Raw genomic sequence first — 24,983 nt, 5'->3', positions numbered from 1 at the left:
ATGGTCCCCCCCACGCTCTCCCCAGGTCCCGACGTCGGCGACGGCGCCGACGCGCCCGGCCCTACCGCCGGCCCCACCGCTGGCTCCCCTGACCCGAGCTCCCCCGCCCCGGGCGCGGGCCCCGACTCCGGGGGCCCCCGCGGCGGGTCGGGCGCCGAGGCCCCTGCCGGGGCGCACCCTCACGCGCCCGACGAGGGCCCTACCGCCCCTGACCCGGCGGTCCTGCCCGTGGGCGTGCCCGCCACGGCGCCGGGCAGCGGCGCGGTGGCGTCCGTGGTGGCCCCTGAGACCGGGGTCGCGCCGGGCAGCCGGCCGGAGGGCGGGAGCCCGGCGCGACCCTCCCCCCTGCGCCCGCTGGGTCACGAGGCCTACCACGCCGTCGTCCAGGACCGGATGGCCGACCTCGAGGCCGTCCTGGCGTCCCGCGCCACCGCCCCGGCCCCGCCGTCCTGCGCGGACCCCCTGGCCCCTGACGAGGGCCTGCTGGTGGCCCTGGACGTGGACGGCACCATCCTGTCCATGGACGGGCGGGTCTCGGAGCGGGTCATGGCCTCGGTGGCCCGGCTGCGCTCCTACGGCGCCCAGATCGTGATCGCCACCGGGCGCAGCGTGGAGGCGGCCCTGCCGGTGGCCCGCCACGTGGGGCTGACCACGGGGTGGATGGTGTGCGCCAACGGGGCGCTGACCCTGCGCCTGGACCCGGAGGCGCCGCGCGGCTACGAGGTCGTCACGGTGCGTACCTTTGACCCCGCCCACGCCATTGACGCCCTCCTCGGCGCCGTGCCCGACGGGATCGTCGCCGTGGAGAGGGCGGACGGCGCCTTCTGCGTCTCCTCCCCCTTCCCTCCCGGGGAGCTCATTGAGGACTACCGGGTCGTGCCCGTGGAGGAGCTGCGCTCCCAGGAGGTCACCCGCGTGGTGCTGCGCGCCCCGGGCATGCCCCTGGACCGTTTCACCGCCCTGGTGCGGGAGTGCGGGCTGCACTCCGTGGAGTACGCCATCGGGTGGACCGCCTGGCTGGACGTGGCGCCGCCGGGGGTCACCAAGGCCTCGGCCCTGGACGACCTCGTCGTGCGCCTGGGTACCGGCCCGCAGCGGGCGATCGCGGTGGGGGACGGTAGCAACGACACAGAGATGCTGGTCTGGGCCGGGGTGGGGGTCGCCATGGGAAGTGCCCCCCAGTGGGTCCGTGACCTGGCCGACGTCACCACCGAGCCCGTGTGGCGCGACGGTGCCGCGGCCGTCCTGGACGCCGTCGTCGAGCGAGTGAGGAAGCAGTGATGAGCACGCACACCCCTGCCCGGTCCGTCCGGGCCGTCGTCTCCGCCCTGGTCCTGGCCCTGGTCGGCCTGGGGGTGAGCGCCTGCTCCCCCGGCTCACCCGACTCCGACGCCTGCGCGGACTTCAAGGCCTACACGGCGGCCTCCACGACCTCCGCCTCCGGTGGCGTGCCCGCCGTGACCATCGCCTCCTCCCTGCAGGGGGACGAGGCCGCGCGCCTGGAGGCGTCCCTGGCCAACTTCGAGGCCTGCACCGGGATCGACGTGGTCCACTCCTCCTCGCCCTCCCTGGAGGCGGATCTCATGACGGGCTCCAGGCCGGACCTGGCCATTGTGCCCCAGACCGGCCTGGTGAGGTCACTGGCCGCCTCCGGGGCGCTGGAGGCCCTGCCCGACTCCGTCAACGCCAATATCGAGCTCGGCTGGGACCGTTCCTGGGTGCAGGCGGGCAGCCAGGGGGGCGTCAACTACGCGGCCCCGATCATGGCCTCGGTGAAGTCCTTCGTGTGGTTCTCCCCAGCGGCCTTCAGCAGGGCCGGCTACAAGGTGCCGGGTACCTGGAAGGAGCTGGTCGCCCTGACCCAGAGGATCGCCACCGACCACTCCGCCGCCGGCGCCACGCCCAGTGCCTCCTCCAGTGCCACGCCCAGCGCCTCGTCCCAGCCCGCGCCCGGTACCGAGGCGCCCCAGGACGGGACGCAGGGTGCCCGGGGCAGCGGGGTGGCCCCCTGGTGCCTGGGGATCGCCGACGGCAAGGCCACCGGCTGGCCCGCCACCGACTGGCTGGAGTCCGCCCTGCTCATGACCCGGGGCACGGGAGCCTACGACGCCTGGGCCACCCACGAGGTGCCCCTGGACAACGCCGACGCCGTGGCCGCCCTGGACCTGGTCGAGGACCTGGTCCTGGCTGACGGCCGGGTGGCCGGCGGGCGCCAGGCCACCCGGGTCACCACGGTGGACAAGGCCCTCAAGGACCTGGTGGACGGCAGGTGCCTCATGATGCTGGGATCCTCCTCCCTGGAGAACTACCTCCCGGAGGGGACTGTGGTGACCGACGTCGAGGGGCGCAACGGCACCGTGGTGACCGCGACCGCCACCTCGACGGGGTCGGCTACCAGGGGGGCGACGCCGTCGGCCAGCGCCCCGGCCCTGGTGGACACGAACAACCAGGTCTCCGCCTTCCTCCTGCCCGACGATGAGCACTCCGGGGCCACGATCGTGGGCTCGGACTCCCTGGTGTCCTTTGTCGGCTCCCCCGCCGACCCCAAGGTCAAGGAGATGCTCATGGACTACCTCACCACCACCTCCTGGGCCCAGGAGCGCGTGGCCCTGGGGGGGATGGCCACCGCCAACAAGAACGTGGACGTCTCCTCGGTGAAGTCGGACGTGGCGCGCAGGGCCTCCCAGATCCTGCAGTCCCGTGAGTCGGTCATCCGCCTGGACGCCTCCGACACCATGCCCCCCGAGGTCGGTGAGGGGGCCCTGTGGTCGGCCATGACCCAGTGGACCACCGGCGAGACGGGCTCCAAGGAGGCCCTGAGGCAGGCCGAGGAGGCCTGGCCGGCCCCCCACTAGCGGCCGGTGGGCCACCCTCACGCCGCTCCGGCACGGACCGTGGGGCGTACTCCGAGACGCTCCCGGGCCCCTGCGGACGGCCGAGTCTCCGCGTTCCCGCCGGCGACCGCATTCAGGGCGCTCCCGGGTGCCGACGGCCGGTGTACGCCCCTGGTCAGGGGCGTTCGCAAGAGGTAGGCTGACTCGTGATCCCGGCTACACCAACGGGCCGGGCTGGCACACTGGTCGAGGAGGACTCCATGGGACTGGGATGGTTCGGTGCCCCCGAGCACACCCGTTGGCTGGCGGCCGAGACGCACGCGCTCCTGGCCTACGCGCGGGCGGCGCGGGTGCCCTCAGGCTTCGGCTGGATCGGCCAGGACGGGGTGGTGGACCGTGACCACCCGGTGGAGCTGTGGATCACCGGGCGCATGACCTTCGCCTTCTCCCTGGGTGCCCTCCTGGGGATCCCCGGCTGCCGCCGTTACGCCGACCACGGTGTGCGCGCCCTGCGTACGGCCATGCGGGACACCGACCACGGGGGCTGGTACTCCGCCGTGGGCCACCAGGTGGACGCCTCCGGGCGCGCCACCCCGGTGGATTCCCTGGCCCGCAAGGAGTGCTACCAGCACGCCTTCGTCATGCTGGCCGCCGCCACCGCCGCCGCCGCGGACCGCCCCGGGGCCACCGAGCTGCTGGGCGACGTCATTGAGGTCGTCAACCGGTACTGGTGGGACGAGGCCCACGGCATGCCCGTGGAGTCCTACGCGGCCGACTTCACCGACCCCGAGGACTACCGCGGTATCAACGCCGCCATGCACACCGTGGAGGCCTACCTGGCCGTGGCCGACGTCACCGGGGACACCCTGTGGCTGAGGCGCGCCCTGCGCATGGTCGACTTCGCCGTCAACCGCCAGGCCCGGGCCCACGACTGGCGCCTGCCCGAGCACTACACCCCCGCCTGGCGGCCCCGCCTGGACTACAACGAGGACGCCCCCGCCCACCCGTTCCGCCCCTACGGCGCCACCCCCGGCCACGGCCTGGAGTGGGCGCGCCTGACCGTCCAGGCCCGTGCCGGCCTCATCGGGCGCGGCATGAGCGCCCCGGACTGGATGCTGCCCGCCGCCGAGGAGCTCTTCGAGCGGGCCCGTACCGACGCCTGGCGGGTCGACGGCGGCCCCGGCTTCGTCTACACCACGGACTTCGAGGGCACCCCGGTCGTCCACGAGCGCATGCACTGGGTGGTCTGCGAGGGCGTCTGCGCCGCCGCCGCCCTGCGCCGGGCCCTCCTGGACGACGGGCACGGCGAGATCGAGGTGGAGCACTACGAGCACTGCTACCGCTCCTGGATCGACTACGCCGAGGAGTACCTCATAAGCGCCCCGGGCGTGTGGACCCACGAGCTCGACCAGGCCAACCGCCCCTCCACCCGGACCTGGGCCGGTCACCCGGACGTCTACCACGCCCTCCAGGCCACCCTCGTCCCCCGCCTGCCGGTGTGGCCGGCCGCCGGGCAGGCCATTGCCGAGGGGCGCCTGGACGACCCGGTCTCGCCGATCCCCGTCACCGCCCAGCGGGCCCGACGCCGCGGCCTGTTCCGTTAAGGACCGGGGGCCGGTGGCGCGAGCCGGCCCGGCGTCGTGTAGGGTGGGGGCCGCCTGCCGGTAGGCCCTGACGGGCTCCGCCCAGGCATGGAGAGGTGACAGAGTGGCCGAATGTGGCGGTCTTGAAAACCGCTGTACGTCTGACGTACCGGGGGTTCGAATCCCTTCCTCTCCGCGGCTTGCCTTTACCGTCCGCGGACGGTAGGCTGCCCCTGCCCGCCAGCGCCCGGTGTGCGGGTGAGGAGATGTCGCATAGTGGCCTAGTGCGCCTTCCTGCTAAGAAGGTTGGGGTGGTAAGCCCCTCGGGAGTTCGAATCTCCCCATCTCCGCCGGTCCGCGCGGTCCCAACGAGAACCCCCGCCACGGGGGCGTACGTGGAACGCACGTGAGCGGGTACGGCACCCGCTCTTGGCGCCGTTGCTAACGGGCCCGGTTAGCCCGTGCGTACCGCTGCAGCTGCCTCATACCGGTGTGCCCGGAGTGCACCTGTGCTGACCTGGATGTACTCACCAGAATTATGCGAAAAATCACATCTATGGTGTCTACCATAAGAACACCGCAGCGTTCCTGCAAGGGTCTGGTTAGGCTCTGGGATGGGCGTTCCGTCCACTGTTCCGGGTCTGCGTCGTTCCCAGCGGCGTGGACCGCCCCCTTGAGGAAGAAGTACCACGTGAGTATCAGCCGCCCAAGAACACGCCGCGCGCTCGCACTGAGCGTAGCGGTACTGACCCTAGGAGCCCTCGCGGCCCCTACCGTGGCCGCCACCCCGCAGCAGGCCCCGGATCCCTCCAGCAAGATCACCTGGACCCTGACCCTGCCTGACGGGTCCACCGCCGAGAACGTCCCCGACCGCTGGTTCGTCGAGCTCGCCTCGCCCTCCCAGGCGGCGGGCGGCAGCTCCGCCACCATCTCCGCCGAGCAGGACGCCCTGGTCAAGGCCATGGACGACGCCGACATCGACGCCTCGGTCACCACCAGGTACGGCGAGCTGTGGAACGGCGTGGCCGTGAGCGTCGAGGACTCCAAGGTGGAGAAGCTGGCAGCCCTGGACCAGGTGGTGTCGGTCTCACCGGTCGCCGTGGTCCCCGCGCCCCAGGACACCGACGCGGACTCGGCCCTGACCCAGGCCGAGCGTGACGAGGGGGTCACCTCCCCCCAGATGCTCCACGCCAAGTCCCTGACCGGCGCGGACGTCGCCCAGTCCCAGCTGGGCTTCACCGGCAAGGACGTCAAGATCGGCATTATCGACACCGGTGTGGACTACGACCACGTCGAGTTCGGCGGCAGCGGCACCCCCGGCACCGAGGCGCCCGGTGGCGACGGCTCCACCAGCTTCCCCAACGCCAAGGTGACCGGCGGCTACGACTTCGTGGGCAACGCCTTCGGTGACCGCAGCCTGCCCGCCGACCAGCGCTTCGCCACCCATCCGGACGACTACCCCGACGACTGCAACGGCCACGGCACGCACGTGGCCGGCATCGCCGCCGCCAAGGGCGACCCGGCCGCGGGCCAGATCGTCGGCGTCGCCCCCGACGCGACCATCTCCGCCTACCGTGTCTTCGGCTGCTCGGACTCCACCAGCTCGGAGGTCCTGGCCGCCGCCATGGCGCGCGCCGCCAGCGACGGCATGGACGTGGTCAATATGTCCATTGGCGCGGACTTCATGGTCTTCGCCAGCTACCCGACCGCCGTGTCCGCCGACGCGCTGGCCGCCAAGGGCGTCATTACCGTCGTCTCCCAGGGCAACGCCGGCACCGCGGGCCGCTGGTCCATGGGGGCTCCCGCCTCCGCCAGGAACGTCATCGCGGTCGGCTCCATTGACAACGTCACCGAGCACAACTACTACCTGACGGTCTCCACCAACGCGGGCCAGCACTTCGCCTACTCCCCGTCCTCCGGTACCACCTCCCCGGTGGTGCGCGACGACAACACCTCCTACCCGCTGGTGGCCGCTGGCGCGGTGGGCTCCGCCGAGGCCCTGATGTGCCAGCCCGTGGCCTCGGGTACCTTCACGGGCAAGGCCGTGATCGTCCGCCGGGGTGACTGCAACTTCCACACCAAGGTCCGCAACGCCCAGGACGCCGGCGCCTCGGCGGTGCTCCTGGAGAACAACACCGACGGCACGGTCAACGCCAACGTGGCCGGTGACACAAAGATCACCATCCCCGTGGCCACTATCACCAAGGCCGACGGCGAGGCCATCCGCGCCGCCCTGGCGGCCAGCTCCACGCTGACCTTCTCCCAGGACTCCACCGACTTCCCCCTGGCCACCGCCGGCCGGATCTCGGACTTCTCCTCCTGGGGCCTGAACGACCAGCTGGCCATGAAGCCCGACGTCGTCGCCCCCGGCGGGCGCATCTGGTCCACCTGGCCGCTGGACCACGGCGGCCCCTACAAGACCCTTGACGGCACCTCCATGGCCTCCCCGCACACCGCGGGCGCCGTCGCCCTGTTGCTTCAGGCCCACCCGGAGATCAAGGCGATCGGCAGCGCCGAGGCCACCACCGCCGTGGCCTGGCGCCTCCACTCCACCGCCACGCCGCTGGTGTGGGCCCAGGCCGGTGGCGACAACAGCCTGCTGGAGCCCCTGGCCCGCCAGGGCGCTGGCCGGCTCAATATCGACAGGGCCATCCAGGCCACCATGGAGACCACCCCCTCGGTCATGAACCTGGGCCAGTCCGCGGACGGGCCGGTGACCACCACGCTCACCCTGCACAACCACGGCAGCGACCAGGTGGCCTACGACCTGTCCCACGTGGACGCCGTGACCGTGACCGGCCCCTCCGCCACGCCGACGCGGGGCACCACCAGCCCCGCCACGGTCTCCACCGACGGCAGCAAGGTGACCGTCCCCGCGGGCGGCACGGCCAGTATCGACGTCACCGTCACGGCCCCCGAGGGCATGACCGACGGGGACTTCTACGGCGGCTGGATCACCCTGACCCAGGCCGACGGCAAGGTCGCGCGCATCCCCTTCCAGGGCGTGGGCGGCAACCTCGGCTCCGCCGACGTGCTCGGCGGCAGCTCGGGCATGAGCCCCTACGTGTCCAACCGGACGGCCCAGGCGGTGGACGCCTCCTACGTCTTCGGCAACTCCGCGATCGACGACGAGGGCATGTACGAGGATCCCGCCTTCGTGGTCTACAAGGTGGACATCCCCGTCTACAAGGCGGTCCTGGAGGTCACCCCGGTCAAGGCCGACGGTACCCTGGGCGAGCCACTGGGCTACACCATGGCGGACCTGCTCAGTGGCGCGGGCGGCAACGGGAACGGCGCCACCGTGCCGCAGATCTCGACCGTCAAGACCGAGGACGTCGGCCGCGGTGACCTGACCTACATCGCCTGGGACGGCTCCTACGTCAACAGCTCCTTGAAGAAGGCCCAGGCCCCCACCGGCTCCTACCAGCTCAAGCTCTTCGTCCTGCCCGTGGGCGAGGACGGCAACCAGCTTGACGACTGGGCGACCTGGACCTCCCAGACGGTGTCGATCGACTGGAAGACCGACGGCTACCTGCCCCAGGGCCAGCTCACCGTGACCACCCCCGAGGGGACCCAGGCGGCCGCCAGTGACGACGACGTGTTCACCTCCGCCGCGGTGAGCTCCACGACCTCGTCCTACACGGTGGACCTGGGGGCCCTGCACGACGTCAGCAAGCTCCAGTACACGCCGGACCAGTCCTCTGCGCAGACCCAGGCGACCTCGCTGACCGCCTTCGTCTCCGAGGACGGCCAGAGCTGGACCCAGGTGGGCAGCGCCACCGGTATCAACGTGGACAAGAAGGAGGACGGCACCACCACGACCAACCTCGACCCGACGATCCTGACCCTGGACCAGGTGACCCGGGCCCGGTACGTGCGGTTCGACCTGGTCAACGAGCAGGACGGTGCCACTGCCCTGTCCGTGGCCGAGCTGCGGGTGGCGGGCACCCTGACCCCGGGCGAGACCCCGCCGCCCACCCACGCCCCGGCGGACCCCACTGACGGGCCGGGCGACGGCGGGAACAGTGGTGCTGGTGGTGCTGCCAGCCCAGGTGCCGCGGGTGGTAGCGGAGGCGGCAGCCTGCCGCTGACGGGTGTCTCACTGGGGATCGGCGTCCTCGCGGTCGCACTGGTCGCCGGTGGGGTGCTCCTGGTGCGTAGCCGCCGCCGCGCCTGAGGCCACTGCGCCTGAGGCCGGGGCGCCTGAGGCCGCCCGCCCCGCCTCCGGGGCCCGGAACCCTCTCGCGGGTCCCGGGTCCCGGAGGCGGGGCGGCGCCCGGGCCGGTAGATCTCGTCGTCGGCCCCGGAGGCGGGGCGGCGTCGATGGGAGCCCGCCCGGAGGTGGTCAGTGGCTGCCGTCCGGACTACAGATCAGAAAGTTGGGGGTTCCGCGGATCGGTCGGGAGCGTGTTTAAGGTCTCACGGGATCGCCAGGTGTCCCTCCGACCGGGCTGGGGCGGCGTCGGGGCCGACCGGCGGCCCGCGCTCAGCGCCCTGACCAGCACGAGCCCCTTGTGCTGAGATTCACGTTCTCCGGATTTGTCGCATCCGGGGCGGGACACTAAAGTAACTGCCTGTCGGAAACGACACCGCGCCAGTAGCTCAATGGATAGAGCATCTGACTACGGATCAGAAGGTTGGGGGTTCGAGTCCCTTCTGGCGCACCGCGCCCCGTGCCCGGCTCCCACCACCCCGGCCACGGGGCGCTTGCCATACCTGCTCAGCCTCAGCAGGCTCCCCGCTCCAGGTCCCCCAGTTCGTGGACACGGTCGGTAAATACTCCGGTGACTCCCCATTCAAACAGTTCCTCCGCGCGCCGACGCGAGTTCACGGTCCACACGTTGACCCCGTACCCCAGGGAGCGGATCTCCTCCACCCTCCCGCGCTCCAGACCCGCGTCGGCCGGGTTGACGGCCTCCACGCCGAGTATCTCCGCGTAGGAGCGCCAGTCGTCCAGGAGCAGCCCCCGCTCGACCAGCAGGGCCCGGCGCGTGAGCGGGCGCCGGGCACCCATGCGGTCCAGGAGGACGGGGTTGAAGGAGGAGACCAGGACCTCGCAGCCGGGGAAGGCCCGGGCGTGCTCGTCCAGGATCTCCGCGACGCCGTCGACCAGCCACCGGCAGGCCGTCGCCCCGGCCTGGCAGGACTTGAGCTCGACATTGACACCCAACCCCCGTGCCCCCAGGAGCTCCAGGGCCTGGGCGAGCGTGGGCAGGGGCTCGCCCGCGAAGGGGCTGGGGGAGGCTGGTACCGGGGTGAGCGGTACCGGGGCGGGTGGGGCCTGGCCCGCGGCCGTCCGCCCGGTGGCGGTGGACGCCGCCGGAGCGTGGAACCACGACCCGGCGTCAATGGTGGGGAGGTCGGCCGCCGTGAGGCCGTAGTACGGGCCCGTGCGGTTGGTCGTGCGGTCCAGCCGGGAGTCGTGGATGACGATAATGGTGCCGTCGCTAATGACGTCCACGTCCAGCTCCACCCAGCGTGCTCCGTGGTCGGCGGCCAGGCGGTAGGCGGCCAGCGTGTTCTCCGGGGCCAGGGCGCTGGCGCCGCGGTGCGCCAGGACGGTGCGGGTGCCCGGGGGGACCGGGGCCGAGGGCCCTGTGGGCGCGAAGGCCGCAGGACCCCCGGTGGCGGAGCGGGGAGGCCGGGCGGGCGGCGGACCTGCCGGGGGCTGCTGGCTGGTGCCTGGGCGGCCCGAGGACGCTGGGCCGGTCGGGGCAGCCGGGGTGGCCGGGGGCGCCAGGACGGTGCGGGCGGCCGAGGTGGCTGAGGCGGCCGGTGTGGCCGGGGACGCGCCGGTGGCTGGTCGGTCAGCGGGGTCGGTGGAGGTGGTCATGGGACGATTCTGGACCTGGAGGGCGTGGCCCGCCCCGCTGGCCTAACCGGTTCAAGCCGCGCAGACACAAAGTAGGCGCTGCTCATGGCACAGCCGGGGCTGAGACGTTGGTCAGGGCGCCCGTCGCCCCAGAATGCCAATAGATAATATGATTATCTGAATAATTTATCGATCATCTGCTGCTCCAGCTCCTCCCCGTGTCGCAATCTGAGGATCAGAACGAGGGGCACCCTTGGCTCTGTCGAGGCTTGAGCCCCTGACCTGCGTGGACATTAGGTGTACAGAGACCGGTGCGGGGTGGGGTCGGTTCTGATCCTCAGATTGCGCCAAAACCGGGTGCCAGCCCCGCCCGGACCCTGAATAGACCTCATGGCGCGGGGAGGCACAGGGCGGGAGGCACGCGGTCCTGGTGCGGCTGGTCGCCAGGGGACCGCAGACGGCGCGGGCGTGCATGGGTGGCCTGCGTGGTGACGCGCTGCGCGTGCGGGCGTACAGGCACGAAGGTGGCCTCCGAGCCGAAGTCGTGGGACGGCGTTGGGCGGGTACGGGCGCGGGTGTGTCCTGCTAGGAGGGGACCGTGGCGCGGGGGAGCGGCGCGGGCACGGGCGTGGTGGGCCGTGGGAGGATGGGGCTATGGCACCGGACACCGCCCACCGTAATGGCCCCGCCGCGATGACGCGCCCCACCTCCCACGCAGCCCCGGCGGCGTCTGAGGCCGCCCCGCTCGGCGCCACCTCGCCCGCCCCGTCCCGCCCCGGTGCCGCGTCTGCTCCGACGTCGTCGCCTGCGGCACAGGCCGCTCCCGCTACGAGCGGGCCAGCGGCCTGTGACGCGCCCGGGACGGCGGACCCCGCCGCCATGACACCCGACAGCCCGGCCTCCACGCCCTCGGCTCCCGAGGCACCCGACGCCGGCCCCCGCACGGAGTTCCGCTCGGCCTACGCCCAGGGCTTTGCGCGTGTGGCCGCGGTCACCCTCCCGGTGGTCCCGGCCGACCCGGCCGCCAACGCCGCCGCCGTCCTCGCCCAGGCCCGGGCCCTGTCCGACGACGGCGTCTGCCTGGCCGCCTTCCCCGAGCTGTGCCTGACCGGCTACGCCATTGACGACCTCCTGCTCTCCGACGTCCTGCTGGACCAGGTGCTGGCCGCCGTCGAGACCGTCCGCGCCGCCAGCGCCAGTCTCCTGCCCGCCCTCGTCGTGGGCGCCCCCCTGCGTCTGGCCGACCGCCTCTACAACTGCGCGCTCGTCATCCAGGGCGGGGTGGTGCGCGGCGTCGCCCCCAAGTCCTACCTGCCCACCTACCGCGAGTTCTACGAGAGGCGGCACTTCACCCCCGGTGACACCATTGCCGGCGGGGCGGTGGTGATCGAGCTGCCCGGCGTGGGCGACCCCGACGCCGTCTTCCCCGCGGGCGCGGCCCGGGCCCCCTTCGGCCCCAACCTCCTGTTCGAGGTCGAGGACATCCCGGGCCTGACCTTCCACGTGGAGGTCTGCGAGGACATGTGGGTCCCGGTACCCCCCTCGGCCCTGGCCGCCCTGGCCGGGGCGAGCGTCCTGGTCAACGTCTCCGGCTCGCCCATTACCGTCGGGCGGGCCGAGGACCGTGAGCTGCTGGCCCGCTCCTCCTCGGCCCGCGGCCTGGCCGCCTACGTCTACGCCGCCGCCGGTCAGGGGGAGTCCTCCACGGACCTGGCCTGGGACGGCCAGACCTTCGTCTACGAGAACGGCGTCCTGCTGGGGGCCACCGAGCGCTTCCCCGACGGGCCGCAAGCCACCGTGGTGGACGTGGACGTCGAGGGCCTGCGCGCCGAGCGCCTGCGCCAGGGCACCTTCACCGACAACGCCGCCACCTTCGCCCTGTCCGGCCGCCAGGGCCCGGGCGCCGTGGCCCCCACCACCTTCACCGACCCCGGCGGCTTCAACCGCGTCGTCATCCCCCGTGACGGCCTCACCGTCCCGCGCACGGACATCGGCCTGCGCAGGCGCGTGGACCGCTTCCCCTTCGTCCCCGACGACCCGGCCCGCCTGGCCCAGGACTGCTACGAGGCCTACAACATCCAGGTGGCCGCCCTGGTCCAGCGCCTGGGCGCCATCGGCGACCCCAAGGTGGTCATCGGGGTCAGCGGCGGGCTGGACTCCACCCACGCCCTCATTGTGGCCGCCCGCGCCATGGACCGCCTGGGCCGCCCCCGCTCCGACATCCAGGCGATCACCATGCCCGGGTTCGCCACCAGCCCCGGCACGCGCCGTAACGCCGAGGACCTGGCCCGCGGCCTGGGCTGCGGCTTCGAGGAGCTGGACATCCGCCCCACGGCCACCCGGATGCTGGCCGAGATGGGCCACCCCTACGGGGCCTTCGCCGCCACCGGCTCCCTGCCCGAGGGGATGAGTGAGCGCGACCTCTACGACGTCACCTTCGAGAACGTCCAGGCCGGCCTGCGCACCGACTTCCTCTTCCGCATCGCGGGCCACCGCGGCGGCATCGTGCTGGGCACGGGGGACCTGTCCGAGCTGGCCCTGGGGTGGTGCACCTTCGGCGTGGGCGACCAGATGGCCCACTACGGCGTCAACGCGGGCGTCCCCAAGACCCTCATCCAGCACCTCATCCGCTGGGTGGTGGCCGAGGAGCTGTTCGACGACGCCGTCGGGCGCACCCTGCTGGCCATCCTGGACACCGAGATCAGTCCTGAGCTCGTCCCCGCAGGGGTCGACGGCGCCATCCAGTCCACGCAGGCCAGGATCGGCCCCTACGCCCTGCAGGACTTCACCCTGTGGCACGTGCTGCGTCGCGGGAGCCGCCCCAGCCGCATCGCCTTCCTGGCCGAGAGGGCCTGGTCGGACGCGGGTGCGGGCGACTGGCCCCCGGGCCTGCCCGAGGCCGAGAAGGTCGCCTACCAGCTGCCGGAGATCCGCCGCTGGCTGGAGCTGTTCCACCGCCGCTTCTTCGCCAACCAGTTCAAGCGCTCCACCCTGCCCAACGGGCCCAAGGTGGTGGCCGGCGGCTCCCTGTCCCCGCGCGGGGACTGGCGCATGCCCTCCGACGCCGCGGCCACGGCGTGGCTGGCGGAGCTGGAGCGCAACGTGCCCCGCTCCTGAGCCCCGCGCTACGACCACGGAGGAGAACCATGCCCCGCCTGCTTGCCACCGACCTGGACGGCACCCTCGTCTTCCGCCACGGGGCCGACTGGGCCGACGCCCGCGCCCTGGCCGCCTGGCGCGCGGGCGGGGACCTGCTGGCCCTGGCCACGGGGCGTTCGGTGGGCCTGGTGCGCCGCGCCGTCGACGCCGTCGCGGCCTCAACCGGTGTGACCCTGGGCTACGACTACGTCGTCTGCGCCTCGGGGACCACGGTGCTCGACGGCGCCGGGCGGGTCCTGCGCACCCGCGTCCTGGAGCCCGGGCAGGTGGCGGCCGTAGCCGAGCTGGTCATGGGACGCGGTGACACGGCCCTGTTCGCCTCGACCCTGGACAGGGACCTGGTGCTCCACGACCCCACGGGCTTCGGGGACGACCCGCGTGTCTACGCCGACCACTTCAGCGCCGCCACCCTGGCCCAGGCCCTGGAGGCGTCAGTGGTGGCCCTGCCCGTCTACGTGCCCGACCCGGCCCTCGCCGACGCCCTGGCCGCCCGCATTGAGGCCGAGCTGGGGCTCGCCGCCCCCCGCTCCACCAACTTCATTGACGTCGTCGCGCCCGGGGAGTCCAAGGGGGTCGGGCTGCGCCGCCTGATCGAGTACCTGTCCGGGCGGGGGACCCCGGTCAGTGAGACGATCGCCCTGGGGGACTCCTGGAACGACCTGCCCCTCTTCGAGGCCTGTGACCGCTCCTTCGCCATGGCCCACGCCCCCCGGCAGGTGCGTCAGGGCGCTACCGACGTGGCCGCCTCGGTGGCCCAGGCCCTGGAGGGGCTCGGGGGCCAGCCGCCCGCCCCGCCTGCGCGCTGAGCAGGGCTAGCTAGCCGTCCCGCCCGCGCGCTGAGCAGGACCGGCCGGTGTGGAGCCGGTGGTGGGGACAGCGCGACACGGCGGCCCCTGGCACCCCGGCGCGCAAGGGGGCACGCGAGGCCCTAGGAGTCCGTGGTCCTGAGGCGGTGGCACCCCGGTGCTCAAGAGGCTACCATGTGATATAGGTCAACTCCGGGTTGCCAGGTTGGCCGACCGGGCCCTTTACCCGCACCGTAGGAGAACGTACCCGTGCGCAAGCTCATAGCCACTGACCTGGACGGCACCATCCTGTTCGACCGGCAGGTCAGCCCCGATGACCTGGCCGCCATGGAGCGCTGGCGTCGCGCAGGCCACCTCCTGGTGGTGGACACCGGCAAGTCCGTCTTCGCCACCAGGGACGCCCTGGGGCCCTGCGGTGTCAGTTTCGACTACGCCGTGGCCTTTACCGGCGCCGTCCTGACCGACGGCGACTACCGGCTCCTGTCCGCCCGCTACCTGCCTGACGGGGTCGTCCAGGAGATTATGACGCATCTCACCGACATTTCCGGGATCACGGTGTTCGCCACCACCCTGGAGACCGACTACGTCCTGCTCAACACCCTGGGGGACGTCTCCTCCATCCTGCGCGTGTTCTCCCCCCTGGACCTTGCGGAGGTGGCCGACCACCGGTTTATCGGGGTGCCGGTGCGTGTGCCGGACGACGCCGAGAACGACCGCGTGGCGCAGGTCATTACGGAGTGCTGTGGTTCGGGCATCGAGCTGTACCGCAACCAGGACTTCCTCGACGTCGTGCCCGCTGGCTGCTCCAAGGGCCAGGGCCTGACCGACCTCCTGGCCGGTCCCCTGGCGGGCCAGGAGGTGGAGACCTGGAGCGTCGGGGACTCCTGGAACGACCTGAGCATGCACGCGGTGGCCGACCACGGTATCGCCCTGCCCTGGTCCCCTCCCCAGGTCGTCGCGGCCTGCGAGCGGGTGGTCCCCTCAGTGGCCGCACTGATCGACTCGCTCCTGGAGGGCTGAGCCGTGAGAGCGGACCGTCTCCAGGCCGTCCTGTGGGACCTGGACGGTACGCTCATAGACTCCCAGCCCTTCTGGGACGAGGCCTTCCGGAGCTGCTGCCGGGCCCTGGGCGGCAGGCCCACACCGGAGGCGGTGGCCGCCATCAGGGGGGTCTCGATCCGACGTGTCCACGAGCTCATTGCCGCCACCGGCGCCACGTCCGGCCCTGAGGACCCGGCTACCGCGCAGGTCTTCGCCGCCATGGCCGCCGACGTCGGGGCCGCGGTCAGGGCCGACCCGCCCCTGCTGCCCGGGGCCCGGGAGGCCACCTCGGCCGCGGCCGGCGCCGGGCTCGTCCAGGTGATCGTCACCCAGTCGCCGCGCGGCATAGTCGAGGCGGTGGCCCACGCCCTGGGTGACGTGTTCGCCGCGCTGGTCACCGGGGACGACGTGGCCTCCGGCAAGCCCAGTCCGGCGCCCTACGCTGCCGCCGTCCAGCGGCTGGGGCTGGGCCCCCGGGAGTGCGTGGTGGTGGAGGACTCGGCCGCCGGCGTGGCCTCGGCCCGCTCCAACGACCTCCGCGTCATCCAGGTCGGCGGGACCAAGGTGTTCCCCGCCGACCCCGGTATCACCGTGGTGGAGGACCTGACGGCCGTCGTCCCGTACCTGCTGCCGGAGCCCGCTCGCGGGGCGGCGGGGTGAGCGGAGGGTGGTGGCGCCCGCTGGTGGCCGCTGGGCCCGGTGCGCACCCGACCCGGGGCCAGCGCGTCATGGGAGACACGGTTAGGCCGACCGCGGATAAGCTTCCCCGCGCGGACGTGAGACACTGGTCCTGGCGTCAGGCCCTGGCGGGCCCGGCCTTCCGCCCTGGTGTAGCGGCAGCACGCAGGCCTTTGGAGCCTTGAGGCCCGGGTTCGAACCCTGGGGGCGGAGCGTGGTGGCAGGGGACGTACAATGCGTCTGTCCTGCTACCGACCCTGACCGCAGCGGTGCCTGTCACCGCGCACCATGAGAAGAGGACCCGTGGTCTCTACCGCCCCCGCCGCCGTCATCGTCATGGCTGCCGGCAAGGGAACTCGTATGAAGTCCGCCACACCCAAGGTCCTGCACCGCATTGGCGGGCGCAGCCTGCTGGACCACGCGCTCACCGCCGCCCGGGGCCTGGATCCCGCGCACCTGGTCGTCGTGGTGCGTCACGAGCGTGACGCCGTCGTGGCACACCTGGCCCAGGTGGCTCCCGACGCCGTGCCCGCCGACCAGGACGAGATCCCCGGCACCGGGCGCGCCGTGGCCTGCGGCCTGGCATCCCTCCCGGCCGACCTGACCGGCCCGGTGGTGGTCACCAGCGGCGACGTCCCCCTGCTGGACACCGCCACCCTGACCGCCCTGCTGGACCAGCACACCGAACGCGGCGACGCCGTCACCCTGCTGACCACCGAGCTGACCGACCCCACCGGCTACGGGCGCGTCATCCGCCAGGCCGACGGCACCGTCTCGGCCGTGGTCGAGCAGCGCGACGCCACCCCGGCCCAGCGCGCCGTCCGCGAGGTCAACGCCGGGATCTACGTCTTCGACGCCGCCTTCCTGCGTGAGTCCCTGACCACCCTGGGAACCGACAACGACCAGGGTGAGGTCTACCTCACCGACGTCGTCGCCCGTGCCCACGACGCCGGACACCCCACCTCCGCCCTGGTCGTGACCGACCACTGGCTGGTGGAGGGCTGCAACGACCGCGCCCAGCTCGCCAGCCTCGGCGCCGAGCTCAACCGCCGCGTCCTGGCCCGCTGGATGGCCGCCGGCGTGGGCGTGGTCGACCCCGCCAGCACCTGGGTGGACGTCACCGCCACCCTGGCCCAGGACGTCGAGCTCGAGCCCGGCGTCCTGGTGCGCGGCGCCACCACCGTCGGTGAGGGCACCCGCGTGGGCGCCTACGCGGTCCTGACCGACGCCCACGTCCCGGCGGGCGCCATCGTCCCGCCTCTGACGGAGCTTGACGCCTCCCGTTCCTGAGCCTCCCCGCCTCCCCGACAACCGAAACCGGCCTGACGCCACGCAGAGAGGAACCAAGCCCCATGACGGGTATCATCACCAGCGGCGAGAAGCGACTCGTCGTCGTCTCCGGACGCGCCCACCCCGAGCTCGCCGGCGACGTCGCCCGGGAGCTGGGCACCCAGGTGCTCTCCTCCACCTCCTACGACTTCGCCAACGGTGAGATCTACGTCCGTTTTAACGAGTCCGTGCGCGGCTGTGACGTGTTCCTCATCCAGTCCCACGGCGATCGCGTCAACGACTGGCTCATGGAGCAGCTGATTATGGTGGACGCCCTCAAGCGCGCCTCCGCCAAGCGCATTACCGTGGTCGCCCCCTTCTTCCCCTACGCCCGCCAGGACAAGAAGCACCTGGGGCGCGAGCCCATTAGCGCCCGCCTGGTGGCCGACCTGTACAGGACCGCCGGTGCCGACCGCCTCATGAGCGTGGACCTGCACACCGCCCAGGAGCAGGGCTTCTTCGACGGCCCCTGGGACCACCTGTGGGCCCAGCCCGTGCTCGTGGACTACGTGCGCACCCGCGTGGACCCCTCGACCGCCACCGTGGTCTCTCCCGACGCCGGGCGCATCCGCGTGGCCGAGCGCTGGGCCAACGCCCTGGGTGGCACCCCCCTGGCGTTCGTCCACAAGACCCGTGACGTCACCCGCCCCAACGAGTCCGTGGCCAACCGGGTGGTGGGCGACGTGGCCGGGCGCTCCTGCGTGCTGGTGGACGACATGATCGACACCGGCGGCACCATTGCCAAGGCCGTCAAGGTCCTCCTGGACTCCGGGGCCAGGGACGTCATTGTCCTGGCCACCCACGGGGTCCTCTCCGGGCCCGCCGTCGAGCGCCTGTCCACCTGCGGGGCCCGGGAGGTCGTGGTCACCGACACCCTGCCGATCCCGGCGGCCAAGCGCTTTGAGCGCCTCACCATCCTGCCCATCGCCCCGCTCCTGGCCCGCGCCATTAAGGCGGTCTTCGACGACAGGAGCGTCACCAGCCTCTTTGAGCCGAGCAAGGGCTGAGGGCACGCGCGGACGTACCTTAGCCGTCGGAGACGTACCTTCGTCATTGTGGACGTACTCTAGAGGTCGTCTAGGGTACGTTCCCCATGACTAAGGTACGTCCACGGCGGCGACGTCGGACCGGTGCACGGGGACGTTTTGTGCGGGGCGGGACATTTTGTGCACAGGGTGACGTTCTGCGCAGAAGGTAACCTCGATTGGTTACTTTCTGCGCAATCGGTTCCCCTGTGCACAAAATGTCTCCTCGTGAGGCTGCCCGTACCCGCCTAAAGGCTGACCGGTGTGGGTCTGACGTGCGAGGACGGGTTGTGACAGTGTGCAGGAGGGTGTTGTCGCGACCGGTGGTCCGGTGTGCGGGGAATGCGTCGCCTACGTGATCTCGACGAGGACGTCGGTGATCATGGCGACGGCTGCGACACGGCCGCCCTCTCGGATGATTATGTATCTCCCCGGCCACAGGCAAGGCAGGACGAGCTCCCTTACCAGGAAGTCTATCTTGACCTTCCAGACGGTGACCGAGACAAGCTCGGTCGGCTCCAGCACAATGGACATGGTGTATCCCGGGCTCTCGCTGCGTCCGGGGTGAATGGCGCATATCCTCCTCAAGGAAGTCGCAGGTCGCGGCGTAGGGCCACGACGGCGGGCCGTTGCGTCTCCCTCCGGCCTGGGGCGAGAGCCACTCCGACGGCCAGGGCCACGGGGTCATCGATCGACATCATGGGCTGCCTCCTTCTGGGTAGGTTGTTCGAGATGTCGTCAGGTCCAGGCGTCTACGCAGCTCGGAGCGGGTACGACGGTCACCTAGGCCGCTAGCGTGCAATGTTCTGGAAGAACTGTCCGCAGCCGTGTACAAGGGTAACAACCTCTTCAGTTTATATAATGTGCAATATGCAAGGTAATGTCGCTCCGGCTACTTGCGCCAGCGTGGTGGGTTCCAGTGTGGTGGGTTATAGCGCAGGCAGGGCAGAACCTGTTTGCAAGGAGTTGGGGCTCCCGTTCGCGCCGCCGGTGGTGCTGCTGGCACCAGCACGGGCCCCGCCACCAGCGGTGGTGCCGCCAGTGGCACCACCGCCAGCCCCGACGCCGCCCGCCGGGCGCGCAGGACGCGCGCCATCAGCCGAGCCCGCCCGGCGCGCCGGGCTCACCACCCACCACCAGCCTCGTCGTCGGGCTCGTCGGGGGTGAGGGGCCTGGCCAGGTCGAAGCGCTCGATCACCGCCCCGATCTGGGCGCTGTAGTCCACCCCCAGACGACGCTCCACCGTCTGGGCCAGCACCACCAGGTAGGGCACGGCCTCCTGCACACCCAGCAGACCAGCCTCGCACCGCCCCGTCACCGCCAGCGGCGGCACGAACCCCAGCACCTGGTCAGCCCCAAGAGGCCCCAGACGCCCCAGGGCCACCTCCACCAACGACCGACCCGACACCTCGTCCACGTCATGGTCAGGGTGAGGGCTGGTGAACAGGATGCAGCCCATACGCTCACGCATCACCGGGTCGGCCATGTCCCCGGCGTTGTCGGCGTTGGGGTTGAGGGTGCCGTCCAGGGGGTCGACCCTCAGGGCCGGGCCCGATACCTCCCCCACAGGCACATCTGCCCCAGGGCCGTACGCCCCAGGCACCACCACACCTGCTCAGGGAACGGCAGCACCACCCCCTCCAACCACGCTCCCACCACAGGAGCCCACTCCACGGGGTCCGTCACCCAGAACCGCCCACCACCCAGACCCACGAACCCCAGACGCCTCCACACGTACAACATCGACGACGGCAACACACCACCAAACCGCTCAAAATACTCCCCAGGCACCGGACGCCCCACACCCACCGGCGCCCACGACCCCCCTCCAGCAGACCCTCACGGATCTCCTGCTCCACCCACTCATCACCCCACGGCAGACCACTAACCATACACCCCACACTACACCGCCTCGTTTCTTACGGCACGGATTCCGGATAGCTCTACGCGGTCCTCTGAACGACGTCCTGGCACCTGTCGGACGACCAGAATCCGTGCGTGTGTCGCAATCTGAGGATCAGAACGAGGACCATCTTTGGCTACGCCAGGACCCGAGCCCCTGACCTGCGTGGACATTAGGTGTACAAAGGTGAGAACGGGGTGGGGTCGGCTCTGATCCTCAGATTGCGACAGAACCAGACGCTCCAGCAGGGGTATCTCCCGGTACAGACCCCCGTCGTCGGACGCGGGTGCCTACCGTTCACCCCTACCCCTCCCGTACAGGATGCGCGCAACAGCGGACCACGATATCGGGCTCCTCAGCACAGCGATAGGGCAGGGCCTGATCGGAGGTGCAGGGCGCCCTCTGTGGTGTTGTCGTGGGCAGACCCGGTGTGCTGTTTTACGTCCGTGGGTTAGAGGAGGTTGTTGACCGGGTCGTCGTCACCGGTGGGGAGAGGAGGATCCTCGTTGGGAGGAGCGGAGTACGCTATACCTCTCAGAATCGCCCATTATCTGTTCTACGGCGTCGTCCGGGCTGAGCGCGGACTCTCCCAGCATCCTCAGCTGGCTTAAGGTGGGGAACTTCATTCGTCTCAGGTCGCCGGCGTTGACCTGCGTATGTCCGGAGAATACGCGGAAGTAGTCGTCGACATGTTTTGAGTTGAGCCACACAACCAGTCCGGCCGCGGTCCGCGGATCTATGCCGTGCCCCTGCTGATGGATATAGTTAAGCTTGTTGTCAAAAGCGGGAGCGCGGTCGTCTGACCAGAGGGAGGCAACGATCCTCCGTCTTTCCTCCTTGGTCGAGAAACGCTTGACCAGGACATAGGAGCCAGCAGGTACCAGAAGTCCGGACGCATGCGTAGGAGCGGTCCTGAGCCACTGAGGCTTTCGGACCGTGCTGCGAGGGTGAACCACCTGAGCGTTCACCAGGTTGGCCGGGTAGACCATAGGGGCGTTGTGCCGACCGCTTCTGTCCGTCAGAAGGTCACGGGAACGGAATCCCACGACCTTTCCTGTGGAGACCGTCAGCCCGAGGTCCGCCAGGGTGTGCCGGACACGTTCCATCCACGACACCGCAGCGCCGTCCTCGTCCGACGCCGGAACAAAGATGAAGTCGTCCGTCACCACCTGAGAGTACGGGACCGACCGACTTGCCGGGGTGTCCCGATGGTCCAACGATGAGGACAACCGGACCTCCTGAGGGATGGCACCCCGCGTCGTCGCCACAATGATTGTCTCCTGAAGGACCCCCAGGTCACCGAATACCTGGGAACGTGACTGGAACGTATGGATGCAGTCGATTCTAAGGTGTGTCAACAGGGTGCGTCGGAACTCTGAGAAGTAGGTGCCGTTCATCCACGAGCGAGGTGTGATCGACACCTGCTGGCCGAGATCGGCCAGGAGCAGGGATCCCAGCGCCATAAAACCTGCGTAAATATTGGGTACTATGATTCCTGCGCTACGAAGGTCCCTGTCGAGCGTCGAACCTGACCTGATCTTACGGTACGGCGGGTTCTGGATCACCAGGTCGAACCGTTCGTCGGTTCCCAGGGCCCAGTTCACGAAGTCGTCCCGTACGAGAGTGGTCCGTACGCCGACGTCCTCTAGGCTTCCAAGAGTCTGGGCCAGGACGCCGTGCAGGCGCTCGTCGACCTCGACGGCGGTGACCTCCAGCCGGAGATCCGGGGCCTCGCGGCGTACCCGGTCCACGACGGCAGCGGACAGCACGCCCGAGCCGGCACCCGGGTCAAGTACGCGCAGGACTCCCTGACGCGGTAGGCGGGGCAGGGCTGCCATGAGCCGCGCGACCTCGATCGGGGTGAGGAACTGGCCCAGATCCGCCCGAGCGCCGTCGTCGAGCGCGGCCAGTCCGGCGTCGCGTCGCCCGGCAGCCAGTGAGAGCAGATCCACGGCCCTAGGCTACCGGGTCTGTCCTGCGGCGTCCGGTGGCCGTGGGCGTCCCCTGCCCTCCCCGGGCCCCGAGAGCGCTGCCGTCTCAATGAGGACAGCACCCGGCCCGGACGTCTCCCGTGGCCGGGGGCACTGGCGGGTGTGTGGGTTGCTCAGGGCCTCGGCGCTCGGCTCCCCGTGGCCGGGGGCACCGGGCTCCTTAACGCCACGGGGTGTAGACCTCCCCGTGGCCCGGGAGTATTGCTGCGGAGCTTGTGGACCCGTGGCGGGACGTCTCCGCAGCCTGGGAACACTGGTCCCGCCCGGGCGCGGGTCGGGAGCGCCAGGTGTCTATACCCCACGGTCCGGGAGCTGGTTGGCCGGAGTCCGTCAGGCTGCTGCGCCAGTGAGTGTCCCTCACATGGCGTTGTCCTTCTCGATAATGCTGGAGCGGCTTGAGGGGTCGGCGGCCGTAATGGCCTCCTGGAGGGAGCGCATAAAGCGCCGGTACACGCCGTAGCCGTCAATGTACCTGGGAGAGACCGGGATGACGTAGAAGTACGTCATCCTGCTGGTCGAGTAGTTCTCCATCCTGCAGGTGACGCGGGTGCGGTACCCGTCCGACGACGTCGCGACCACGAACTCGATGATCGTGCCACCCATCAGGTTCTTGACGTTGAGACGGGCCGAGGTCCCGTCCCGCCCCACCATCCTAATGGTGCGCTGGCGCTCGGCGACCTGCGCCACGAGATTGAGCACGGTATCCACCGGCAGCGTGGTCAGCGCCTCAATGCGCGAGTTGTGGTACTTGTGCTGCTTTGCCATGAGCGTTCCTCCCCTAGCGGTGCGCGCACGAGTGCGGCCCCTGGTGCGGTCGGGCCGGGACGCCGCGACCACGATACTGCGACCGCGAGTCTCCCGAGCCGGAGATTACCTGTCCTGCGGACGGATCAGATTCTCTGGTCGGCCGGGGCGACTGTCAACCGCTGAGGGGGGTGGGTACCAGAACCTGTATGCGCTGCACGCTCCGCAGGGAGCGTGAGCTGCGGGTTAGCCACCTGAAGGGCAATGCGCTGTTGATGATGAAAGAGGGTCATATAAATGCCTTGGGATTATTACGATCAGATAACGGATGGCCCGATGTGACCTGTAAATCAACCGCCCGGTTCCTGTGAGGGGCATATAACTGGGCTCCCTCACCTCCCGTCGGAGAGCGCTACCCTGTACCCCGGGGCGGCCGGGGTTCCCCACGAGGTCGCCGACGACGGCGGTGCCCCAGGGCACTGGCCCGGGTCCAGGGGGCCGTCGTGGCGGGCGCCACCTCGTGCCCTGGGGCGCTGGCCCAGTGCCTCAGCTACGGGTGGCCGCCGCCAGCGCCTGGTCCAGGTCCGCCACCAGGTCACGGGCGTTCTCAATCCCCACGCTCAGGCGCAGGAGCCGGTCGCTCAGCCCGTAGGCGGCCCGCGTGGCCAGCGGGACGTCGGCGTGGGTCTGCACGGCGGGACAGGTCACCAGGGACTCCACCCCGCCCAGGGACTCGGCGAAGGTGAAGACCCGCACCGCCCCCAGGAAGGCGGCGACGTCCACTTGCGGCGCCAGGTCGAAGGAGACCATGCCGCTGCGTCCCGGGTAGAGGACCCTGGTGACGGCGTCGCTGCCCTCCAGGTACTCCACGACGGCCCGGGCGTTGGCCTCGTGCCGGTCCATACGTACCGCCAGGGTCTTCAGGCCCCGCAGCAGCAGGAAGGAGTCAAGGGGCCCCAGCGTGGCGCCGGTGGTGTTAAGACGGTACTGGAGGCGCTCGCCCAGCTCGGCGTCGGCCACCGTGACCACGCCCGCCATGACGTCGTTGTGCCCGCCCAGGTACTTGGTGGCCGAGTACACCACGGCGTCGGCCCCCAGCTCCAGGGGACGCAGCAGGTAGGGGGTGAGGAAGGTGTTGTCCACCACCAGCAGGGCCCCGGCGTCGTGCGCCAGGGCGGACACGGTGGCGACGTCGAACTGGGTCATCATGGGGTTGGTGGGGGTCTCGATCACGACCAGGCTGGCGGGGTCGGCCAGGGCCCGGCGCAGCCCCTCCTCGCCCCTGACGAAGTCCACCTGGTAGACGCCCTCCTCGGCCAGGACCTCCAGGAAGCGGTAGGTACCGCCGTAGAGGTCCTCCAGGGCCACGATCCGGCTCCTGTGCGGGGCCAGCGTGCGTACCGCGAGCTCGACGGCCGCCATCCCCGAGGACAGCGCGAAGGAGGCGCTCCCGCCGTCCAGGAGCGTCAGGGCGTCCTGGAGCACGTCGCGGGTGGGGCTGGCGGTGCGCGTGTAGTCGTAGCCGGTGGACTGGCGCAGGCCCGGGTGCCCGTAGGCGGTGGACAGGTGGATGGGGGTGGTGATGGCGCCGGTGGCGGGGTCGGTGCCAGTGCCCGCCTGCGCCAGGACGGTCTCTATGGCGTACCGCGCCCCGGAGGCGTCCCCCTGCCAGCTGGCGTGGTGGTGGACGGGTGCGTGGCGTGCGGCGTGGTGCGGTGCTGCGGGGGCGCCGGGCTGGTCCGGGGCCTCGCCGGGCTGGTCTGGGGCCCCGCCGGGGTGGGTGGTGGCGCTGTGGGGGCGTGGTGAGGGTGTGGTGGTCATTGTGGTTCCCGTTCCGTGTGGTTGAGGTGCTGGTACCGGTCCTGCTGACCGGTGCTCCCGGGGTCTGCTTACTGCTGGTCGTACCGTGGCTGGTTCTGTCACTTTAGTGAGGGCGGTTCCCTGCGCCGCGTACGGTCAGGCTCCTGACCTGCGCAGACGGCTGGCTTCCGGGGGAGGGACCGGGGTGGGCTGGGCCGTGGGGCCCCGTCTGCGTGGAGCAGCTTGACCGAGGCCGGTCTGTGCGGCGTCGAGTTCGC

At 70.9% G+C, this 24,983-nt stretch carries 17 protein-coding genes and 4 tRNA genes; 14 read left to right on the top strand and 7 right to left on the bottom strand.

Annotated features, from left to right (window positions below; all coding sequences use genetic code 11):
- The 7 genes from C3V41_RS08620 (at window position 1) to C3V41_RS08590 (ending at window position 9,081) form a co-directional block, all read left to right on the top strand.
- A complete protein-coding gene (locus C3V41_RS08620; protein WP_106109930.1) occupies window positions 1–1,281 on the top strand; it encodes an HAD family hydrolase in 1,281 nt (426 codons plus the stop codon).
- Complete coding sequence (locus C3V41_RS14235) at window positions 1,281–2,855, top strand: ABC transporter substrate-binding protein (RefSeq protein WP_106109929.1); 1,575 nt, start codon at window positions 1,281–1,283, stop codon at window positions 2,853–2,855. The genes C3V41_RS08620 and C3V41_RS14235 overlap by 1 nt, the downstream gene beginning before the upstream one ends.
- Window positions 2,856–3,094: 239 nt before the next feature.
- On the top strand, window positions 3,095–4,438 hold the full coding sequence (locus C3V41_RS08610) for an AGE family epimerase/isomerase (RefSeq protein ID WP_106109928.1): 1,344 nt from the start codon (window positions 3,095–3,097) through the stop codon (window positions 4,436–4,438).
- Window positions 4,439–4,527: 89 nt separating this feature from the next.
- A tRNA-Ser gene (locus tag C3V41_RS08605) sits at window positions 4,528–4,613 on the top strand.
- 66 nt (window positions 4,614–4,679) lie between these two features.
- Window positions 4,680–4,767 (top strand) — tRNA-Ser (locus C3V41_RS08600).
- A gap of 341 nt (window positions 4,768–5,108) precedes the next feature.
- On the top strand, window positions 5,109–8,594 hold the full coding sequence (locus tag C3V41_RS08595) for a S8 family serine peptidase (RefSeq protein ID WP_254423544.1): 3,486 nt from the start codon (window positions 5,109–5,111) through the stop codon (window positions 8,592–8,594).
- 414 nt (window positions 8,595–9,008) lie between these two features.
- A tRNA-Arg gene (locus C3V41_RS08590) sits at window positions 9,009–9,081 on the top strand.
- A gap of 62 nt (window positions 9,082–9,143) precedes the next feature.
- On the opposite strand, the gene C3V41_RS08585 is transcribed toward C3V41_RS08590, so the two are convergent.
- Window positions 9,144–10,250: a glycerophosphodiester phosphodiesterase family protein gene (locus C3V41_RS08585; protein WP_106109926.1), complete on the bottom strand. Its 1,107-nt coding sequence runs from the start codon at window positions 10,248–10,250 to the stop codon at window positions 9,144–9,146.
- A gap of 858 nt (window positions 10,251–11,108) precedes the next feature.
- Between C3V41_RS08585 and C3V41_RS08580 the strand changes: the two genes are divergently transcribed.
- The 7 genes from C3V41_RS08580 to C3V41_RS08550 all read left to right on the top strand — a co-directional run bounded on the left by C3V41_RS08580 (window position 11,109) and on the right by C3V41_RS08550 (window position 18,249).
- The gene (locus C3V41_RS08580) at window positions 11,109–13,346 is read left to right on the top strand and encodes an NAD(+) synthase (protein ID WP_106109925.1); all 2,238 of its coding nucleotides are present in this window, start codon (window positions 11,109–11,111) and stop codon (window positions 13,344–13,346) included.
- Window positions 13,347–13,375: 29 nt separating this feature from the next.
- Window positions 13,376–14,194, top strand: coding sequence for an HAD family hydrolase (locus C3V41_RS08575; protein ID WP_106109924.1), 819 nt, complete (start codon window positions 13,376–13,378; stop codon window positions 14,192–14,194).
- Window positions 14,195–14,443: 249 nt separating this feature from the next.
- On the top strand, window positions 14,444–15,214 hold the full coding sequence (locus C3V41_RS08570; RefSeq protein WP_106109923.1) for an HAD family hydrolase: 771 nt from the start codon (window positions 14,444–14,446) through the stop codon (window positions 15,212–15,214).
- Between the two features lie 3 nt (window positions 15,215–15,217).
- On the top strand, window positions 15,218–15,895 hold the full coding sequence (locus C3V41_RS08565; protein ID WP_106109922.1) for an HAD family hydrolase: 678 nt from the start codon (window positions 15,218–15,220) through the stop codon (window positions 15,893–15,895).
- Window positions 15,896–16,054: 159 nt separating this feature from the next.
- A tRNA-Gln gene (locus C3V41_RS08560) sits at window positions 16,055–16,126 on the top strand.
- Window positions 16,127–16,216: 90 nt separating this feature from the next.
- A complete protein-coding gene (locus C3V41_RS08555) occupies window positions 16,217–17,203 on the top strand; it encodes a bifunctional UDP-N-acetylglucosamine diphosphorylase/glucosamine-1-phosphate N-acetyltransferase GlmU (protein ID WP_106109921.1) in 987 nt (328 codons plus the stop codon).
- A gap of 62 nt (window positions 17,204–17,265) precedes the next feature.
- Entirely contained in the window at window positions 17,266–18,249 is a 984-nt protein-coding gene (locus C3V41_RS08550; RefSeq protein WP_106109920.1) for a ribose-phosphate diphosphokinase, read from the top strand.
- Between the two features lie 369 nt (window positions 18,250–18,618).
- Here C3V41_RS08550 and C3V41_RS13140 read toward each other — a convergent pair whose 3' ends face one another.
- From C3V41_RS13140 to C3V41_RS08520, 6 genes are all read right to left on the bottom strand, one after another.
- The gene (locus tag C3V41_RS13140) at window positions 18,619–18,792 is read right to left on the bottom strand and encodes a hypothetical protein (protein ID WP_165271613.1); all 174 of its coding nucleotides are present in this window, start codon (window positions 18,790–18,792) and stop codon (window positions 18,619–18,621) included.
- Between the two features lie 598 nt (window positions 18,793–19,390).
- Window positions 19,391–19,834 (bottom strand): hypothetical protein, encoded by a 444-nt coding sequence (locus C3V41_RS08540; RefSeq protein ID WP_106109918.1) that lies wholly within the window; start codon window positions 19,832–19,834, stop codon window positions 19,391–19,393.
- Entirely contained in the window at window positions 19,807–20,010 is a 204-nt protein-coding gene (locus C3V41_RS14420) for a GAD-like domain-containing protein (RefSeq protein ID WP_368033255.1), read from the bottom strand. The genes C3V41_RS08540 and C3V41_RS14420 overlap by 28 nt, the downstream gene beginning before the upstream one ends.
- A gap of 639 nt (window positions 20,011–20,649) precedes the next feature.
- A complete protein-coding gene (locus tag C3V41_RS08530) occupies window positions 20,650–22,122 on the bottom strand; it encodes an Eco57I restriction-modification methylase domain-containing protein (RefSeq protein WP_106109916.1) in 1,473 nt (490 codons plus the stop codon).
- A gap of 396 nt (window positions 22,123–22,518) precedes the next feature.
- A complete protein-coding gene (locus C3V41_RS08525; RefSeq protein ID WP_106109915.1) occupies window positions 22,519–22,926 on the bottom strand; it encodes a hypothetical protein in 408 nt (135 codons plus the stop codon).
- Between the two features lie 525 nt (window positions 22,927–23,451).
- Window positions 23,452–24,726: a PLP-dependent transferase gene (locus C3V41_RS08520; RefSeq protein ID WP_254423542.1), complete on the bottom strand. Its 1,275-nt coding sequence runs from the start codon at window positions 24,724–24,726 to the stop codon at window positions 23,452–23,454.
- Window positions 24,727–24,983: the final 257 nt, after the last annotated feature.

This window comes from Actinomyces sp. oral taxon 897 (assembly GCF_002999235.1).
Classification (GTDB): domain Bacteria; phylum Actinomycetota; class Actinomycetes; order Actinomycetales; family Actinomycetaceae; genus Actinomyces.
The sequence above is the reverse complement of the archived record's forward strand: the minus strand, read 5'-3'. Positions and strand labels throughout refer to the sequence as shown.

Coding starts and splice junctions, on each gene's coding strand:
- C3V41_RS08620 (WP_106109930.1), top strand. CDS start 1: ATGGTCCCCCCCACGCTCTCCCCAGGTCCCGACGTCGGCGACGGCGCC.
- C3V41_RS14235 (WP_106109929.1), top strand. CDS start 1,281: ATGAGCACGCACACCCCTGCCCGGTCCGTCCGGGCCGTCGTCTCCGCC.
- C3V41_RS08610 (WP_106109928.1), top strand. CDS start 3,095: ATGGGACTGGGATGGTTCGGTGCCCCCGAGCACACCCGTTGGCTGGCG.
- C3V41_RS08585 (WP_106109926.1), bottom strand. CDS start 10,250: ATGACCACCTCCACCGACCCCGCTGACCGACCAGCCACCGGCGCGTCC.
- C3V41_RS08580 (WP_106109925.1), top strand. CDS start 11,109: ATGACACCCGACAGCCCGGCCTCCACGCCCTCGGCTCCCGAGGCACCC.
- C3V41_RS08575 (WP_106109924.1), top strand. CDS start 13,376: ATGCCCCGCCTGCTTGCCACCGACCTGGACGGCACCCTCGTCTTCCGC.
- C3V41_RS08550 (WP_106109920.1), top strand. CDS start 17,266: ATGACGGGTATCATCACCAGCGGCGAGAAGCGACTCGTCGTCGTCTCC.
- C3V41_RS14420 (WP_368033255.1), bottom strand. CDS start 20,010: ATGTTGTACGTGTGGAGGCGTCTGGGGTTCGTGGGTCTGGGTGGTGGG.
- C3V41_RS08525 (WP_106109915.1), bottom strand. CDS start 22,926: ATGGCAAAGCAGCACAAGTACCACAACTCGCGCATTGAGGCGCTGACC.
- C3V41_RS08520 (WP_254423542.1), bottom strand. CDS start 24,726: ATGACCACCACACCCTCACCACGCCCCCACAGCGCCACCACCCACCCC.